This is a genomic window from Pelomonas sp. Root1237 (genome assembly GCF_001425055.1).
GTDB lineage: Bacteria > Pseudomonadota > Gammaproteobacteria > Burkholderiales > Burkholderiaceae_C > Pelomonas.
In genome coordinates, this window is the sequence record NZ_LMDK01000016.1 from 353,050 (window position 1) to 369,488 (window position 16,439).

The following is a 16,439-nucleotide window of genomic DNA, read 5'->3' on the forward strand; positions in this document are numbered from 1 at the left end:
CTCAGATCGTTGCCTTGATGGGGATGGTTCGCTTCTTCTCCGAGCCGAAGAGACTGGTCTCGGTGACGCCCTCGGAGCAGCCGTTGCCGAAGCTGAAGCCGCAGCCACCGCGCACGTTGAAGGCGTTCTCGGCGTACTCGCGGTGCGTCGTCGGAATGACGAAGCGGTCCTCGTAGTTGGCGATGGCCATCACGCGGTACATGTCCTGCACCTGGGCTTCGGAGAGGCCGGCCTGATCGAGCACGGCCAGGTTCTTCACGCCGTCCACGTGCACGCCGCGCTGGTAGGCGCGCATGGCCAGCATGCGCTCCAGCGCGCCGACGACGGGCACGGTGTCGCCCGCGGTCAGCAGGTTGGCGAGGTACTGCACGGGGATGCGCAACTGCTTCACGTCGGGCAGCTCGCCCACCTCGCCCAGCTGGCCGGCGTTGGCCGCCGCGCTGATGGGCGACAGCGGCGGCACGTACCAGACCATGGGCAGCGTGCGGTACTCGGGGTGCAGCGGCAGCGCCACCTTCCAGTCCACGGCCATCTTGTAGACGGGGCTGTTGCGCGCCGCCTCCAGCCAGTTCTCCGGGATGCCGTCAGCCCGCGCCTGCTTGATGACGGCGGGGTCGAAGGGGTCCAGGAAGAGGTCGAGCTGGGCCTGGTAGAGGTCCTTGTCGTTGGGCGTGGCGGCGGCCTCGAGAATGCGGTCGGCGTCGTACAGCAGCACGCCGAGATACCGGATGCGGCCAACGCAGGTTTCGGAGCAGACGGTGGGCTGGCCCGCTTCGATGCGCGGGTAGCAGAAGATGCACTTCTCGGCCTTGCCGCTCTTCCAGTTGTAGTAGATCTTCTTGTAGGGGCAGCCCGACACGCACATGCGCCAGCCGCGGCACTTGTCCTGGTCGATCAGCACGATGCCGTCTTCCTCGCGCTTGTAGATCGAGCCCGACGGGCAGCTCGCCACGCACGCCGGGTTCAGGCAGTGCTCGCACAGCCGCGGCAGGTACATCATGAAGGTGTTCTCGAACTGGCCGTAGATGTCCTTCTGGATGTCGTCGAAGTTCTTGTCCTTGCTGCGCTTGCTGAACTCGCCGCCGAGGATCTCCTCCCAGTTCGGGCCCCACTCGATCTTCTCCATGCGCTGGCCGGTGATGAGGCTGCGCGGGCGGGCCGTGGGCGCATGCTTCATCTCGGGGGCCGACTGCAGGTGGTCGTAGTCGAAGGTGAAGGGTTCGTAGTAGTCGTCGATCTCCGGCAGGTTGGGGTTGGCGAAGATCTTCATCAGCAGCTTCCACTTGCCGCCCTGGCGCGGCTCCAGCTTGCCGTCGGGCTTGCGGATCCAGCCACCGTTCCACTTGTCCTGGTTCTCCCACTCCTTGGGATAGCCGATGCCGGGCTTGGTCTCCACGTTGTTGAACCAGGCGTACTCGACGCCGGGGCGGCTGGTCCAGACGTTCTTGCAGGTCACCGAGCAGGTGTGGCAGCCGATGCACTTGTCCAGGTTCAGGACCATGCCGATCTGTGCGCGAATCTTCATTGCGTGCTCCTCGCGTTTCAGGGGTTTTCGCCTTGCGCCTGGAAGGCGGGGGCGAGGTGGTCGTCGCGGGGCGTGTCGAGCCAGTCCACCTTTTTCATCTTGCGCACCACGACGAACTCGTCGCGGTTGGTGCCGATGGTTCCGTAGTAGTTGAAGCCGTAGCTGTACTGGGCGTAGCCGCCGATCATGTGGGTGGGCTTGGTGACGATGCGTGTCACCGAGTTGTGGATGCCCCCACGCACACCGGTGATCTCGCTGCCGGGCGTGTTGATGATCTTTTCCTGCGCGTGGTACATCAGCGTCATGCCGGGGTTCACGCGCTGGCTCACCACCGCACGGGCCGCGATGGCGCCGTTGATGTTGAACAGCTCCACCCAGTCGTTGTCTTCGATGCCGGCGCTTTTCGCGTCGTCCTCGCTGAGCCAGATGACGGGACCGCCGCGGTTGAGCGTCAGCATCAGCAGGTTGTCGCTGTAGGTGCTGTGGATGCCCCACTTCTGGTGCGGCGTGATGAAGTTCAGCACGATCTCGCGGTTGCCGTTGGGCTTGATGTTCTGGATGCCGGCCGTCGTCTTCAGGTCCACCGGCGGGCGGTAGCTGCTGAAGCCCTCGCCGAAGGCGCGCATCCAGGCGTGGTCCTGGTAGAACTGCTGGCGGCCGGTCAGCGTGCGCCATGGAATCAGTTCATGCACGTTGGTGTAGCCGGCGTTGTAGGAGACCTTCTCGCTCTCCAGCCCGCTCCAGGTCGGTGAGCTGATGATCTTGCGCGGCTGCGCCTGGATGTCGCGGTAGCGGATCTTCTCGTCCTCGCGGTGCAGGGCCAGGTGCACGTGCTCGCGGCCGGTGGCCCGGCCCTGGGCTTCCCAGGCCTTCACGGCGACATGGCCGTTGGTCTCGGGCGCGAGTTGCAGGATGACCTCGCAGGCGTCGATGTCGCTGACGATGCGGGCGCGGCCTTCGGCGTTCACGCCGTTGAGCTCGGCGAGCTGGGCCACCTCCGTCTTGGTGTCCCAGCCGATGCCCTTGCCGCCGTTGCCCAGCTTCTCCATCAGCGGGCCCAGCGCCGTGAAGCGCTCAAACGTGGCCGGGTAGTCGCGCTCGACGACGGCGATGGTGGGCGCCGTCTTGCCGGGGATGAGGTCGCACTCGCCCTTCTTCCAGTCCTTCACGCCGAAGGGCTGGGCGAGCTCGGCCGGCGTGTCGTGCATCAGCGGCGACAGGACGACTTCCTTCTCCACGCCCAGGTGGCCGATGCAGACCTTGCTGAAGGCTTTGGCGAAACCCTTGTAGATCTCCCAGTCACTGCGCGACTGCCAGACCGGGTCCACGGCCGCGGACAGCGGGTGGATGAAGGGGTGCATGTCGCTGGTGTTGAGGTCGTTCTTCTCGTACCAGCTGGCGGTGGGCAGCACGATGTCGCTGTACAGGCAGGTCGTGCTCATGCGGAAGTCCAGCGTCACGAGCAGGTCCAGCTTGCCCTGCGGCGCCTGGGCATGCCAGCGCACTTCGTTGGGCTTGGCGTCGTCCACGCCGAGGTCCTTGCCCTGCACGCCGTTCTCGGTGCCGAGCAGGTGCTTGCAGAAATACTCGTGGCCCTTGCCGCTGGAGCCCAGCAGGTTGGAGCGCCAGACGAACATGTTGCGCGGCCAGTTCTGCGGCGCGTCGGGGTCTTCGCAGCTCATCTGCAGCGAGCCGTCGCGCAGGCCGCGCACGACGTAGTCCTTGGGCTCCATGCCGGCGGCAGCGGCATCCTTCACCACCTGCATCGGGTTGGTCTTGAGCTGCGGCGCGCTGGGCAGCCAGCCCATGCGCTCGGCGCGCACATTGCAGTCGATCAGGCTGCCGGCGAACTCGGCACGCTCGGCCTCGGTCGCCAGTGGTGACAGCACCTCGTCCACGTTCAGCTTCTCGTAGCGCCACTGGTCGGTGTGGGCGTAGAAGAAGCTGGTGCTGTTCATCTGGCGCGGCGGCCTGATCCAGTCCAGCGCGAAGGCCAGCGCCGTCCAGCCGGTCTGCGGGCGCAGCTTCTCCTGGCCGACGTAATGCGCCCAGCCGCCACCGCTCTGGCCGATGCAGCCGCACATCATCAATAGGTTGATGACACCGCGGTAGTTCATGTCGCAGTGGTACCAGTGGTTCATCGCGGCGCCGATGATGATCATCGACTTGCCCTTGGTCTTGTGCGCGTTCTCGGCGAACTCGCGCCCCACGCGGATGACCTGCGCGCGCGGCACCCCGGTGATGGCTTCCTGCCAGGCGGGCGTGTAGGGGGCGTTGTCGTCGTAGCTCGCGGCACCCGAGCCGAAGCCGCGGTCGATGCCGTACTGGGCGGCCTGCAGGTCGAAGACGGTGGCGACAAGCACCTCGCCGTCCTGCGTCTTCAGCGTGGTGGCCGGCACGCGGGCGCAGTGGCTGACGCCATCCTGCTGCGGGTTGGGCGTGAAGTGCGCGCTGGCGCTGCCGGCGAAATAGGGAAAGGCGACATCGACGATCTCGTGCGCCTGCTCGCCGTCCTCGACGAGGGAGAGCTTGAGCTTGACGTCACCGCCGCCCTCGGCCTCCCTGGCCTCCAGGTTCCACTTGCCGGTGTCGTCGCGGCCCTCTGAACCCCAGCGGAAACCGATGGAGCCATGGGGCAGCACCAGGCGGCCGGTGGCGTCATAGGCCAGCGTCTTCCACTCGGGGTTGTTGCTCTGGCCCATCTGGCCGGCCAGGTCGCTGGCGCGCAGGTAGCGGCCGGGCACGCGGGTCTTGCGGCCGTCGGGCAGGGTCTGCTCTTCCAGCATGACGAGCAGCGGCAGGTCGGTGTAGCGGCGCGCGTAGTCGTCGAAATAGGGGCTGCGCTCCTTGAAATAGAACTCGTTGAGCGCGACGTGGCCCATGGCCATGGCCAGTGCCGCGTCGGTTCCCTGCTTGGGGTGCAGCCACAGGTCGGCCAGCTTGGCGACCTCGGAGTAGTCGGGCGTCACCGCCACCGTCTTGGCGCCCTTGTAGCGCACCTCGGTGAAGAAGTGGGCGTCCGGCGTGCGCGTCTGCGGCACGTTGCTGCCCCAGGCAATGATGTAGTTGCTGTTGTACCAATCGGCCGACTCGGGCACGTCGGTCTGCTCGCCCCAGACCTGCGGGCTGGCCGGCGGCAGGTCGCAGTACCAGTCGTAGAAGCTCATGCAGACGCCGCCGATCAGGCTCAGGTAGCGGCTGCCGGCCGCGTAGCTGATCATGGACATCGCCGGGATGGGCGAGAAGCCGATGACGCGGTCCGGGCCGTGCTCCTTGATCGTGTAGACGTTGGCCGCAGCGATCAGCTCGTTGACCTCGTCCCAGGTGGAGCGCACGAAGCCGCCCATGCCGCGCAGCTGCTGGTAGTCACGCCGGGCGCTCTCGTCGCTCTGGATCAGCGCCCAGGCATCGACCGGGCTCTTCGAGACCGCCAGCGCCTCGCGCCAGCGCTTGAGCAGGCGGCCGCGCACCATCGGGTACTTCACGCGGTTGGCGCTGTAGAGATACCAGCTGTAGCTCGCGCCCCGCGCGCAGCCGCGCGGCTCGTGGTTGGGCAGCTCGGGGCGGGTGCGCGGGTAGTCGGTCTGCTGGGTCTCCCAGGTGACGATGCCGCCCTTGACGTAGATCTTCCATGAGCAGGAGCCGGTGCAGTTCACGCCGTGCGTGCTGCGCACGATCTTGTCGTGCGCCCAGCGGTTGCGGTAGGCGTCCTCCCAGGTGCGGTCCTCGCCGGTGCTCACGCCGTGGCCACCGGCGAAGACCTCCTTGGGCAGCTGGAAGGCGGTCAGTCGATCCAGGAAATGGGACATTGATTTCTCCGTTAGCAGGACAGGGGGGCGTGGCGACGGCCGTAGAACCACCAGCAGATGGCCATGCAGCTCAGGTAGAACGCCAGGAAGCAATAGAGCGCGGCCTCGGGGCCGCCGGCCAGCGTGATCGCGCTGCCAAAACTCTTGGGAATGAAGAAGCCGCCGTAGGCACCGACGGCTGAGCACAGGCCGAGTGCCGCGGCGCCCTGGGCCTGCGCTTCGGGCAAGGGGCGCTGGCTCTTCTGCGCCTCGCACACGAAGCCCAGCGGCACCATGCGGAAGGTGCTGCCGTTGGCGATACCGGCGGCGACAAAGAGCAGCAGGAAGCTGGCGCCGAACAGCCAAGCGCCGCCTTCCATGCCGAGGCTGGCCAGCACACCGACGACGCCCAGCGCCAGCCCGCCGAAGCAGGCCAGGCTGATGCGCGCGCCGCCAAAGTTGTCGGCCACCCAGCCGCCCAGCGGCCGCGCCAGCGCGCCGAGCAAGGGGCCCAGCCACACCAGGTGCTGCGCGCCCTCAAAGCCGGGGAACTGGCTGCGCAACAGCAGCGGGCCGGCCGCCGCGAAGCCGATGAAGCTGCCGAAGCTGCCCAGGTAGAGCCAGCTCATCAGCCAGCTGTGGCGGTGCGTGAAGAGCTGGGCCTGCTCGGCCATGCCAACACCGGCCGAGGGCAGGTCGTCCATGCCGAACCAGGCCGCCATGCTGGCAAGCGCGATCAGCGGCAGCCACACCAGGCCGGCATTGGCCAGCCACAGCCCGCCCGATTGAGCGGGCAGGCCGAAGAGGTCCAGCGTAATGACCACCGGCACAGCCCATTGCACGAGGCCCACGCCCAGGTGGGCGAAGCCGGCGCCCAGGCCCAGCGCCCTGCCCTGCTCGCGCGCCGGAAAGCAGGCGCTGATGTGGGCCATGCCGCTAGCGAAGTTGGCGCCGCCCAGGCCGCACAGCAGGGCCAACACCACCATCCATTCATAGGGCGTGGCGGGGTCCTGCACCGCCAGCGCGATACCGCCGGCGGGCAGCAACAGGCTGGCCGTGGACAAGGCCGTCCAGCGTCGCCCGCCGACCCAGCGCACCGCGAAGCCGTAGAAGATGCGCAAAGTGGCGCCGCACAGAGCCGGCAGCGCGCTCAGCCAGAACAGCTGGTTGGTGCTGTAGCGAAAACCCGCCGCCGGCAGGTGCACGACGAGCACCGACCACAGCATCCACACCGCGAACGACAGCGCCAGCGCGGGAACGGCGATCCACAGGTTGCGCAGCGCCACCGCCCGGCCATGGCCGGTCCAGAAATCCGGGTCTTCCGGATTCCAGCGCAGTGGAAGTGAGAGGGTCTTTGGCACGATGGTCATGCTCCGCGGCGGGGGCCCATCTGCCCATCCACCGCAGGTCGGGTAGGACCGGCGCGGAAGGAGGAGGCGGGCAAGTGAAGGCATCGTTCTTTCGGACGAGGCGCGCGCGCCAGGCCTGAAAAGCAAGAAGGCCCGAAGGCGATGCCTCCGGGCCTTTATGAGCGGCCTTTGGCTCGCCTCAGGGGTTCTTGATCTCCGCGCCACGGCGCAGATAGAACCACCAGTTCAACACCAGGCAGACGGCGTAGAAGGCCGCGAAGCCGTAGAAGGCGAACTGCGGCGTGCCGGCCTTGATTTGCTCGCCGATCAGCACCGGCGCGACGAAGGCGCCATAGGCCGCGACGGCCGACGTCCAGCCGAGCACGGGGCCGGCCTGGGTTCGGTCGAAGATGACGCCCACCGAGCGGAAGGTCGAGCCGTTGCCGACGCCGCTGGCCGCGAACAGCAGCACCATCAGGCCCATGAAGGCCGGGAAGAACTGCTCCGGCGTGGCTGAGCCGTAGGCCTGCTGCATCACATAGCCGACCGCGGCGGACGCGAACACCATGACCGCAGAGATGACCTGCGTGACGATGGAGCCGCCGACCTTGTCAGAGATCCAGCCGCCGACGGGCCGCACCGCGGCGCCGACGAAGGGTCCGATCCAGGCGTAGGTCAGCGCAGACGGGGCGTTCGGGTTCTTCAGCGTGTGGGTGAGCACGCCGGCCGCATCAGGGATGTGCTGGAAGCCGAAGATCACCGTGATCGCCAGTGGCAGAGCCATGGAGAAGCCGATGAAGCTGCCGAAAGTGACGACGTACAGCGCCGTCAGGCTCCAGGTGTGCTTGTTGCGGAAGATGGCGAACTGCTTGGCCACGTTCTCCTTCATCGCGCCGAAGGCAGCCAGGCGCATGACGAGCAGCGCCGCGACGATGTCCAGCGGGATGGCCACCCACATGTTCAACAGCCCCAGGCCGGTGGGCGCCGGCAGGTAGAGGTAGAGCATGCCGATGGACGGCACGAAGGCCAGCGAGTACAGGTAGGTGATCTTCAGGAAGGCGACCACCGGATGACCGGCGTTGGGCGTCACCGTCTTCAGGTTGTTCATGCCGAACCAGCACAGCGCGGCCAGCGGCACCAGCGACAGCACCCAGGCGAAGCCGGCGTTCTGGATCCAGGTCTGCGTGCCGGCCGGGATCTTGCCGAAGATCCAGCCGCTGGCCTTCACCAGCGTCATCGGGTCGCCGCTCAGACCGAAAAAGCTGACCGTCATCACCAGCGGGATGACGACCTGCATCGTCGTCACGCCGAAGTTCCCGAGGCCCGCGTTCAGGCCCAGCGCCGTGCCCTGCAGGCGCTTGGGGAAGAAGGTGTTGATGTTGGACATCGAGCTGGCGAAATTGCCGCCGCCCACGCCCGACCACAGCGCCATCAGCTGGAAGGCCCACAGCGGCCAGTCCTTGTGCTGCAACGCGACACCGGTGCCGATGGCCGGCGCCAGCAGCATGGCCGTGGTGAGGAAGATGGTGTTGCGCCCGCCGGCCATGCGGATCAGGAAAGAGGCCGGGATGCGCATCGTCGCGCCCGAAATGCCGGCGATGGCCGTCAGCGTGAAGAGCTCGGCCTGGGTGAAGGGGAAGCCCAGGTTGAGCATCTGCACGGCGATGATGCCCCACATGCCCCAGACGGCGAAGCCGCACAGCAGGGCCGGGATGGAGATCCACAGGTTGCGGTAGGCGATGCGCTTGCCGGTGCTTTCCCAGAAGGCGTCGTCCTCGGGGCGCCAGTCCGCGATGTCGTTCTTGCTCATGATGCGGGTCCTTTCGGCGCTCAGCCGGCGAGGTGGAATTCGGGCGCGTTGCGGCCCATGACTTCGGTGCGGCGCACCTCGGTCCAGTACATCCAGATCAGCGAGATCCAGACGACGCCGTACATCAACATGAAGGCGCTGGAGCGGATGCCGGTCAGGTCCAGCAGCGCGCCGAACAGGATGGGCAGCACGAAGCCGCCCAAGCCGCCGGCCAGGCCGACGATGCCGCTGATCGCGCCGATGTTGCCGGGGTAGTCGTCGCTGATGTACTTGAAGACCGAGGCCTTGCCAAAGGCCCAGGCCACGCCCAGCACGGCCAGCAGCGCGGTGAAGGTGTAGACGTTCAGGCCGATGTGGAAGGTCTTGGCGCCGGCCAGCGTCACGATGGTGAAGTCGGTCTGCGGGTAGCTCAGCAGGAACAGGCAGATCCAGCTCACCCACAGCACCCACCAGGTGACCTTGTGGGCGCCGTACTTGTCCGACAGCAGGCCGCCGACGGCGCGCAGCACGCCGCCGGGCAGGCTGAAGCAGGCCGCCAGCAGCGCGGCCACGCGGATATCCAGGCTGAACTCGCCGACGTAGTACTGCACCATCCACAGCGCCAGCGCCACATAGCCGCCGAAGACGATGCTGTAGTACTGGCAGTACTTCAGCACACGCGGGTCCTTCAGCGCCTTCAGCTGCTCGCGAAAGCTGACGTTGCTGGTGACGAGGTGGGCCGGGTTGCTGTGGCTGAACAGCCAGAACAGCACGACGGTGCCGGCCATGATGGCCGCATAGACCTGGGGCACCATGGCCCAGCCGAAGCCGACCAGCAGCACCGGGGCGATGAACTTGTTGACTGCCGAGCCGGAGTTGCCCGCGCCATAGACGCCCATGGCCATGCCCTGGCGGCTCTTGGGGAACCAGCGCGCGACGTACGGCGTGCCCACCGAGAAGGAGCCGCCCGCCAACCCGACGAAGAGGCCGATGACGAGGAAGTGCCAGTACTGCGTCGCGTAGGCCATCAGCCAGATGGCCGGCACGGTGGCGAGCATCAGTAGCGTGAGCACGATGCGGCCGCCATAACGGTCCGTCCAGATGCCCAGCGGCACGCGCACGAGAGAGCCGGTCAGCACCGGCATGGCCGTCAGCAGGCCGAATTCGGTGGCGTTGAGGCCGAGCTGCTTCTTGATGGGGATGCCGATGACGCCGAACATCATCCAGACCATGAAGCAGACGGTGAAGGCCAAGGTGCTGACGATCAGCACCGACCAGGCCTTGCGGTCGACAGGGGGCGCAGTCATGCGGTTTCCTCCTCAGTGAACATGAGGAGACTGTCCCGCGCAGCCTGCGCGCCGCACATTCACCAGAGGGGCAGCGGGGCACCGCCCGCAGGGAGGACGACGGCCCGGGCGGCCTCGTCCTAAAGAACTACGTGCGTTGCTGCGTGACCAGCACGGCGGCCTGCACGCGCGAGTCCAGGTCCAGCTTGCGCAGCAAGTGCTGCACATGGATCTTCACCGTCGTCTCGGCGATGCCGAGCTCGCGCGCGATGTGCTTGTTGGAATCGCCGCGGGCGATCAGGTCGACGATCTCGCGCTCGCGCGGCGACAGCGTGCCCAGCGGGTCGGGCGGCACGGCGGCGGCGGTGGACGCTGCCTCGGCTTCGTGGCGGAAGGCCGTGGCCAGCTTGCCGGCCATCTCGGCGCTGAAGCTGGACACGCCGCGCACCGCGCGCTCGATGGCCTGGGTCAGCTCGTGGTTGTCCGCCGTCTTCAGCAGATAGCCGCAGGCGCCGGCGCGCAGGGCCGCGCCCAGGTCGGCCTCCGACTCGCTCATCGTCAGCATCAGCACCTGGGCACCCGGCGCGGCCGCCTTCAGCGCCGGCAGGGCCTGCACGCCGGTGACGCCGGGCAGGTGGTTGTCCAGCAGGATGACCTGGGGTTGCAATTCGGCCGCCAGGCGCTCGGCCGCACCGGCGTCGCCGGCCTCGCCAACGACCTGCAACTGCGACTGCGTGGCCAGCAGCGCGATCAGGCCGCGGCGGAACAGCGTGTGGTCGTCAACGACAAGGACGCGGATGGGTTCGGCATTCATGATGTATTGGCCGTCTCGTATTCGGGCAGGGAGACGCGCACCAGCGTGCCGCGCCCGGGTTGGGATTCCAGCGCCACGGCGGCACCCACCTTGGCGGCGCGCTCGCGCATGATGCGCAGCCCGACGTGGCTGTCGTCGGGCGAGTCCAGGGCCATGTCGAATCCACGGCCGTCGTCGCGCACGTCGATCTGCCAGTGCGGCTGGTGCGCCAGCCGCACGTGGACCTGGCTGGCCTGGGCGTGCTTGCGCACATTGGCCAACGCCTCCTGCACCACGTGCAGCAGCTGCACCTGCACGTCGGCCGGCAGCGGTGCGCCGTGGCCGTCCACCTCCAGCTCGGCCTGCAGGCCGCTTTGCAGGCGGAACTTCTGCAGCGTCTGCTGCAGCGCGGGCAGCAGGTCGTCGCCATCGGTGCGGGTGCGGAAATGCATCAGCAGCGCCCGCACGTCGGCAGTGCATTCCTTCAGGCCCAGCTCCAGCTCGTCGATGAGGCGCACGGCTGCATCGGCCTTGCCGCCCCGCTGCGCGTCCTTCAGCAGTTGCAGCTGGATCTTCATGAAAGCCAGGCTTTGTGCGATGGAATCGTGCATCTCGCGGGCCAGCATGCCGCGCTCCTCGGCCACAGCGGCTTCGCGCTGCAACGCCTCGCTGCGCAGGCTGTCCATGGCGCTGGCCAGATGGCTCGCCAGGCTGTCCAGCAACTCGCGGTCCGCCTGGCTGGGCTGGGGCGGGTCGCGAAACAGCAGGTCGACCTCGCCCATCACGCGGCCCTGCACCGTCAACGCCACCGCCGTCACGGCGACGAAGCCGGCCTTGGCGCAGTGCGACCTGTGATCGCTCTCGCGGGTGATCGGAATGACCTTGGCATGAGGCCCGGGGCTGCCGCAATGGCAGGCGCCAGGCGTCACGCAGCGTTCGGCCTCGGCCATCGCGGGCGGCATGCCCTGCGAAGCCAGCAGCACCATGCGCTGCTGGCTCGGGTCCAGCCAGCGCATCGCGACGGCATCGGCGCCGGCCGCGCGGCGCATGCGCTCGGCGAAACCGGCGCCCAGGTCGCGCACGGACGACGCGCCAGCGGCGAAGGACGTGGCCTCGTACAGCGTGGCCAGCCGCTGCTGCTCCAGGCGCAGGTCGGCCGTCTTGGCGCGCACTTCATCGGCCATGCCTTGATAGACGGCTTCGAGACGCTGCGCCATGCGGTTGAAGCCACGCGCCAGGTCGCCGAACTCGTCCTGCGAGTCCTCGGCCACGCGGGCGCCAAGCGCGCCCTGCTCCAGCGCCTGCAGGCCGCGGCGCAGCCGGTCCACCGGCGCGAACACGACGAGGTGCGAGGCGTATAGGAAGATCAGGGCCGCGGCGATGGCCATGCCGACGAGCGCCAGCTGCACGCTGGACAGCAGCGAGCTCCAGCCTGCCATGCGCGCCTCGACGGCGTCGACGAGGACGTCGATGCGCCGAACCTGGACCTCGGCCTGGGCGCCGGTGGGCGCCGGCAGGCCATCGGCCGCGGTCGACTTCAGCTGCTGCCAGCCCTCGTGCACGCCACGCCAGGCCTGCAGGGTGTGTCCGTCGCGCGGCAGGAAGAGGGGGCGCGCGGGGTCGCCGTCCACCAGCAGTTGCAGCGAGGCGTCATACGCCTGGACGAGCAAGCGCCGGGATTCGCTGCCGCCGCCGGCACTCTGGTGGGCGAGGCGCCAGGTCTGCATGCGCAGCCGCCCCGCTTCGTTGACCGCCGCCGCGCCGCCTTCGAGCTGCCAGCCTATCCACAGCGTCAAGCCGATCGAGGCCAGCGCGATGCACAGCAAGGCGGCACCGAGGATGCCGACCTTGGTGGCGAGACGCGCGCGATGCCAGCCTTGGGACATGCAATGGATTCTGGGCAGGCCGTTCCGGGGTGAGCTTGATCTCGCGCAAGGAAGGCGATGAATCACTCCGCTACCGTTCCCGCAGGCCCGGCGGGTTCGGCCGCGGCCACCCTGGCATCCAGGCCCCAGCTCATCCAGTCGTCGCCGAACAGTTCGCTGGGATGCGGCGTTGCCACCGAGCCGTTGCCGCATTGCAGCGACTCGGCCGAGCAGTAGCGGTCGCAGCCCCAGCAGATGCGCCCGGGGTTGGCCGGCCGGATCGGGAACTTCCTGCTCACGCGAACGCCTCTGCGGCCTCCGGCATGTGGGGAAAGCCGGCCGCGCCGCGCAGCCGATGCACCGGCCGGACCATGAACACCGTGCGATCACGCCCGCGTTCCAGCAGCAGCGAGCGCACGCGCGCCTGCCACAGCTCGCCGAGGTCTTTTTCGTCCTGAGGCGTCGCCTTGCCGGAGGCGAGAAGCGCCACCAGCACATCCAGTTCCGCCTGTCCCGGCAGGGAGGTCGTGTCCACGCCCACGTCCACGGCGGCCTGCGTGTCGAGCCGGGTGAAGCGCAGCGCCAGCACCAGGTCGGGCTTGCTGCGGATCAGGCCGGCCCGGCTGAAGCGCCCACCCAGGCCCTTGAAGCCGGACCCACCCGCCGCACCCGTGAGCATCTGCACGACCGTCGCGACGACACCGGTCCCTCCGGAGCGCGCATCGTCGCGGAACTCCACCTTGATGCCGCCGCGCTGCGGCAGGCCGTCCGGGTAGAGCTGCTCCAGCGCCAGCCAGGTCAGCCAGTAGGCCGACGCGACGGCCACGCAGGAATGGCCCGTCAGCCGCACGGCGTCGGCGAAGCCGTAGTCGAGGATGCCGTCCTCGGCGCAGCCCAGCACGCGGGCCAGCGGGTCCTGCATCGTGAGGCGGGGGACTTCGTCAAAGTAGCTGGGTAGTTTCATGTTGGGTCTCGTTGATTTCAGCCGGGTCGGCCGTCGAGGCGCGGGCGGGACAGCACCGGCCAGTAGCGCACCGCGTACAGGCCAAAGCCCGCCGACCACAGCAGCGCCGAGGCCAGGGCCGCGTGGACGATCTGGGCAGGCGCGATCAAAGGCAGAAGCACGCGCACGGCGGCCGCGGCGGCAACCAGCAGATAGCAGGCGACCTCGAAGCGGTCAGCCTTCAAGGGCCGACCGGTGTGGCCACGCGCGGTGCGGGTCATCATGCCGATGACGAGGCCGCCGACGGCGCCCACGGTGAGCGCATGCGTGGCCAGCGACGGCATCAGCCAGCCGGCTTCGGCCAGCGCGCGCAGCAGCAGATGCACCGGCACCCACAGGTAGGCCAGGTGCAGCACCCACACCAGCGGCGCACGCAGCGTGCGCCAGGGCCGCCACAACGCCCAGCGCCACGCATGAGCCGCGCTGACGGTGGTCGTGAGAGCAGCCAGCGGCCAGCCGTGCAAGCCCCCGACATCGGCAGCCAGCAGGGCCAGCACGCCGCCGAGCGCCGCCCTTTCGGCCCATGCGTTGCGGCTCGCGCCAGCACCTGGCACGCCGTTGTTCGTGAACATCGGGATGACGCGCCCGCCCATGACGGCCAGGATGAAGAGCACCACGTCCAGCGCAACCTGGATGCCTAGCCAGCCGGGCACCAAGTCGACGCCGAACTGCGCCAGGTGCACGCAGCCGGCGGCGAGCGCCAGCAGCGCGAGCAGGCCGATGAAGAAGTAGTTGCGCCGGCTGCCAGCCTTCACGAAAGGCAAGGCCAGGCTGATGGCCGCGGCCAGCGGGAAGGCGACGTTGGCAACGGCAGCGGCCAGCGCAAAAGGCGTCAGCACCAGCACGCGGGCGGCGACCCACAGCGCGGCAAGCGCGGCAAGCTTCCAGCCGGTGGGTGTGGGCAGGTTGGTCCAGTTGCGGCCGGCCGTGAACAGAAAGCCGACGATGACGGCCAGCGTGAAGCCGAACAGCATCTCGTGGGCATGCCAGATCGGGCCGGCCAGATAGGCGTGGCCCAGCAGACCCGAGAACTGCAGCGCCCACAGCGGCACGGACAGCGCGGCAAACACGCTGGCCAGCAGGTAGAAGGGCCGAAAGCCCAGCGCGAACAGTGCAAAGCCCGCGGGCGCGGCCGGCGGGGGCTCATCGATTCTCAGCAAGGGCATCATGTGTTGGTTTCCGTTGAGCTCGCCAGGCAATGGCTGCTCCAGCCAGCGTCAGCACGAATGCAGCGATGGCCAGCGCGTTGCCGGTGGCACCTGCGGCCGTCATTCGGGCGTCGAACAAGCCGCCAAAGAGACGCACGGCAAGCGACGCATGCAGCAGCGCCAGCGGCAGATAGAAGGGCCAGCCGAACGCCAGCTTCACGCGGGCGACGGCGGGGAGGATGACCGGGGCATGGCCGAACACCATGCTGAAGACGAAGCCCAGCGCGAGGCCATGCAGGGCGGCGTCGCGCCATGGCAGGCCGAGCGCCGTGCCCGCCCAGGCCAGGCCGGCAACGGCCAGCCAGAAGTAGCCGGTGAGCAGGCACAGGGCCATGTAGCGGCTCAGCCCCGCGGCGCGGACCGTGCGGCGTGCGATGTCGAACACCGCGAGCCAACTGGCGAGCGCTGCCAGAGACAAGCCATACAGCAGGCCGCCCACGTCAGCGACAAGGCCGGACAACACCGCGCCACAGGCCGCCACGGCCAGGATGGCAAGCAAGGCCGGGCCGGCGCCGGCATGGCGGCGCATCAGCCGCGTCATCTCCAGCCGCTCGGCGGCGATGGTGAACACGAGGAAGCAGAACCACAGCGGCACCACGGCGCCGGCCATCAGGCCGAGCGCGTGCAGCAGGCTGCCGGCCGCCCAGGCTACTGCGCCGGCGAGCAACAGCAGCGTGTGCGCGGCCCGCTGCCGCCTGACCACGGCCAGGTTCACGCCGACAAAGGCCAGCGACGCGCCCGCGGCCAGCCATGCGGCCAGGCCTGGCGCGCCGGAGAGCATCACCAGGCCCGCAGCGCCCGAGGCGAGCGGGCCAGCAAAACCCGCCGGATGCTTCAGGGCCACGGCGCGCTCGATGCCGATGACGGTGCCCATGAAGGCGCAGATCATCAGGAAGGCATGGGTAGCGACGGCCGCGCTCGCCACGGGCACGGCGACCCCGGCTCGCACCAGGCCGCCGGCAATGCCGGCCACCAGAGCCACCACCGCGAGGCCCGCGAAGGCCAGTCGCGGCAGCAGACCCGGAGCGCGTCGCATCCCCTGCCCTACCAGCCCATGAAGGCTTTGGCCCGGTCGCTCATGCGATCGGTCGTCCAGGGCGGCTCCCACACCACCTCGACATGGATGCGCTGGTCGACCGGCACGACCTTGTCGAGCTCGGTGCAGGCGTCGTCGACGATGACGTCCACCACCGGGCAGGCGGCCGAGGTCATGGTCAGCAGCACCTTGACGCGCTCGGCCTCGACGGTCACGCCGTAGACCAGGCCGACATCGACGATGGACATCGCCACTTCGGGGTCCACCACGCGGCGCAGCGCCGCCAGGATGGGTTGCCGAAGTTCCTCCGGCCCTTCGTAGGGATAGGCCATGCCCGTCATGGCGCCGACCTCGCCGGCGCCATGAAGTGCAGCAGCTGTACCAACTGCTGACGGTTGGCCGTGATGTCGGCCAGCGTGTAGCGGTCCAGCACGGCGTGAAAGGCCTGCACCGCCTCGCCCAGCACGCCCTTGAGCCGGCAGTGGCTGACGATGGCGCAATGGCTGGCCTCGGCCGAGAAGCACTCGGCCGGCAGGGCCTGGCCCTCGGTGTCACGCACCACCTCGCCGATGCGGATCTGCGCCGCCGGCCGGGCCAGCGTGAGGCCGCCGCCCTTGCCGCGCACGGTGCTCACCCAGCCGCGCTTTGCGAGGTGGTGCACGACCTTGGTGAGGTGGTTGGCCTTCACGTCGAAGGCCGCGCAGATCTCGCCCACCGTGGCCCGCCGGTCGGGCTCGGCGGCCAGGAACATCAGCACGCGCAGGCTGTAGTCGGTGAAGGCGGTGAGCCTCATCTTT

At 68.6% G+C, this 16,439-nt stretch carries 13 protein-coding genes; all 13 read right to left on the minus strand.

What is annotated here, in order from left to right; translation table 11 throughout:
* Position 1: 1 nt before the first annotated feature.
* The 13 genes from narH to ASC91_RS14545 all read right to left on the minus strand — a co-directional run bounded on the left by narH (position 2) and on the right by ASC91_RS14545 (position 16,435).
* Positions 2-1,525 (minus strand): nitrate reductase subunit beta, encoded by a 1,524-nt coding sequence (gene narH, locus ASC91_RS14485; protein ID WP_056197881.1) that lies wholly within the window; start codon positions 1,523-1,525, stop codon positions 2-4.
* A 17-nt stretch (positions 1,526-1,542) separates the two neighbouring features.
* Complete coding sequence (locus ASC91_RS14490; protein ID WP_056197883.1) at positions 1,543-5,334, minus strand: nitrate reductase subunit alpha; 3,792 nt, start codon at positions 5,332-5,334, stop codon at positions 1,543-1,545.
* An 11-nt stretch (positions 5,335-5,345) separates the two neighbouring features.
* On the minus strand, positions 5,346-6,683 hold the full coding sequence (locus ASC91_RS14495; protein WP_056197885.1) for an MFS transporter: 1,338 nt from the start codon (positions 6,681-6,683) through the stop codon (positions 5,346-5,348).
* Between the two features lie 178 nt (positions 6,684-6,861).
* Positions 6,862-8,472, minus strand: a complete 1,611-nt coding sequence (locus tag ASC91_RS14500; RefSeq protein WP_056197887.1) for a hypothetical protein — start codon at positions 8,470-8,472, stop codon at positions 6,862-6,864.
* Between the two features lie 20 nt (positions 8,473-8,492).
* Positions 8,493-9,758: a nitrate/nitrite transporter gene (locus tag ASC91_RS30655; RefSeq protein ID WP_056197889.1), complete on the minus strand. Its 1,266-nt coding sequence runs from the start codon at positions 9,756-9,758 to the stop codon at positions 8,493-8,495.
* Positions 9,759-9,885: 127 nt separating this feature from the next.
* Positions 9,886-10,551 (minus strand): response regulator, encoded by a 666-nt coding sequence (locus ASC91_RS14510; protein ID WP_056197891.1) that lies wholly within the window; start codon positions 10,549-10,551, stop codon positions 9,886-9,888.
* Positions 10,548-12,416: a type IV pili methyl-accepting chemotaxis transducer N-terminal domain-containing protein gene (locus ASC91_RS14515; RefSeq protein ID WP_056197893.1), complete on the minus strand. Its 1,869-nt coding sequence runs from the start codon at positions 12,414-12,416 to the stop codon at positions 10,548-10,550. The genes ASC91_RS14510 and ASC91_RS14515 overlap by 4 nt, the downstream gene beginning before the upstream one ends.
* Positions 12,417-12,478: 62 nt before the next feature.
* Positions 12,479-12,694, minus strand: coding sequence for a DUF3079 domain-containing protein (locus tag ASC91_RS14520; RefSeq protein ID WP_056197895.1), 216 nt, complete (start codon positions 12,692-12,694; stop codon positions 12,479-12,481).
* Positions 12,691-13,359: a hypothetical protein gene (locus ASC91_RS14525; protein ID WP_200955289.1), complete on the minus strand. Its 669-nt coding sequence runs from the start codon at positions 13,357-13,359 to the stop codon at positions 12,691-12,693. The genes ASC91_RS14520 and ASC91_RS14525 overlap by 4 nt, the downstream gene beginning before the upstream one ends.
* Before the next feature lie 17 nt (positions 13,360-13,376).
* Positions 13,377-14,567 carry an NnrS family protein gene (locus ASC91_RS14530; RefSeq protein WP_200955290.1) on the minus strand — a complete coding sequence of 397 codons (1,191 nt, stop codon included), beginning with the start codon at positions 14,565-14,567 and terminating at the stop codon, positions 13,377-13,379.
* Entirely contained in the window at positions 14,542-15,642 is a 1,101-nt protein-coding gene (locus ASC91_RS14535; RefSeq protein ID WP_056197897.1) for a hypothetical protein, read from the minus strand. Before ASC91_RS14535 ends, ASC91_RS14530 begins: the two co-directional genes overlap by 26 nt.
* 8 nt (positions 15,643-15,650) lie before the next feature.
* Positions 15,651-15,983, minus strand: coding sequence for a metal-sulfur cluster assembly factor (locus ASC91_RS14540; protein WP_056197899.1), 333 nt, complete (start codon positions 15,981-15,983; stop codon positions 15,651-15,653).
* Positions 15,980-16,435, minus strand: coding sequence for an Rrf2 family transcriptional regulator (locus ASC91_RS14545; protein WP_056197900.1), 456 nt, complete (start codon positions 16,433-16,435; stop codon positions 15,980-15,982). The genes ASC91_RS14540 and ASC91_RS14545 overlap by 4 nt, the downstream gene beginning before the upstream one ends.
* Positions 16,436-16,439 lie beyond the last annotated feature (4 nt).

What these genes read in the sequence shown, in the direction of transcription:
- ASC91_RS14495 (WP_056197885.1), bottom strand. Translation starts at nt 6,683, where the DNA reads ATGACCATCGTGCCAAAGACCCTCTCACTTCCACTGCGCTGGAATCCG.
- ASC91_RS14510 (WP_056197891.1), bottom strand. Translation starts at nt 10,551, where the DNA reads ATGAATGCCGAACCCATCCGCGTCCTTGTCGTTGACGACCACACGCTG.
- ASC91_RS14535 (WP_056197897.1), bottom strand. Translation starts at nt 15,642, where the DNA reads ATGCGACGCGCTCCGGGTCTGCTGCCGCGACTGGCCTTCGCGGGCCTC.
- narH (WP_056197881.1), bottom strand. Translation starts at nt 1,525, where the DNA reads ATGAAGATTCGCGCACAGATCGGCATGGTCCTGAACCTGGACAAGTGC.
- ASC91_RS14525 (WP_200955289.1), bottom strand. Translation starts at nt 13,359, where the DNA reads ATGAAACTACCCAGCTACTTTGACGAAGTCCCCCGCCTCACGATGCAG.
- ASC91_RS14490 (WP_056197883.1), bottom strand. Translation starts at nt 5,334, where the DNA reads ATGTCCCATTTCCTGGATCGACTGACCGCCTTCCAGCTGCCCAAGGAG.
- ASC91_RS14500 (WP_056197887.1), bottom strand. Translation starts at nt 8,472, where the DNA reads ATGAGCAAGAACGACATCGCGGACTGGCGCCCCGAGGACGACGCCTTC.
- ASC91_RS14545 (WP_056197900.1), bottom strand. Translation starts at nt 16,435, where the DNA reads ATGAGGCTCACCGCCTTCACCGACTACAGCCTGCGCGTGCTGATGTTC.
- ASC91_RS14530 (WP_200955290.1), bottom strand. Translation starts at nt 14,567, where the DNA reads ATGATGCCCTTGCTGAGAATCGATGAGCCCCCGCCGGCCGCGCCCGCG.
- ASC91_RS14540 (WP_056197899.1), bottom strand. Translation starts at nt 15,983, where the DNA reads ATGACGGGCATGGCCTATCCCTACGAAGGGCCGGAGGAACTTCGGCAA.
- ASC91_RS14515 (WP_056197893.1), bottom strand. Translation starts at nt 12,416, where the DNA reads ATGTCCCAAGGCTGGCATCGCGCGCGTCTCGCCACCAAGGTCGGCATC.
- ASC91_RS30655 (WP_056197889.1), bottom strand. Translation starts at nt 9,758, where the DNA reads ATGACTGCGCCCCCTGTCGACCGCAAGGCCTGGTCGGTGCTGATCGTC.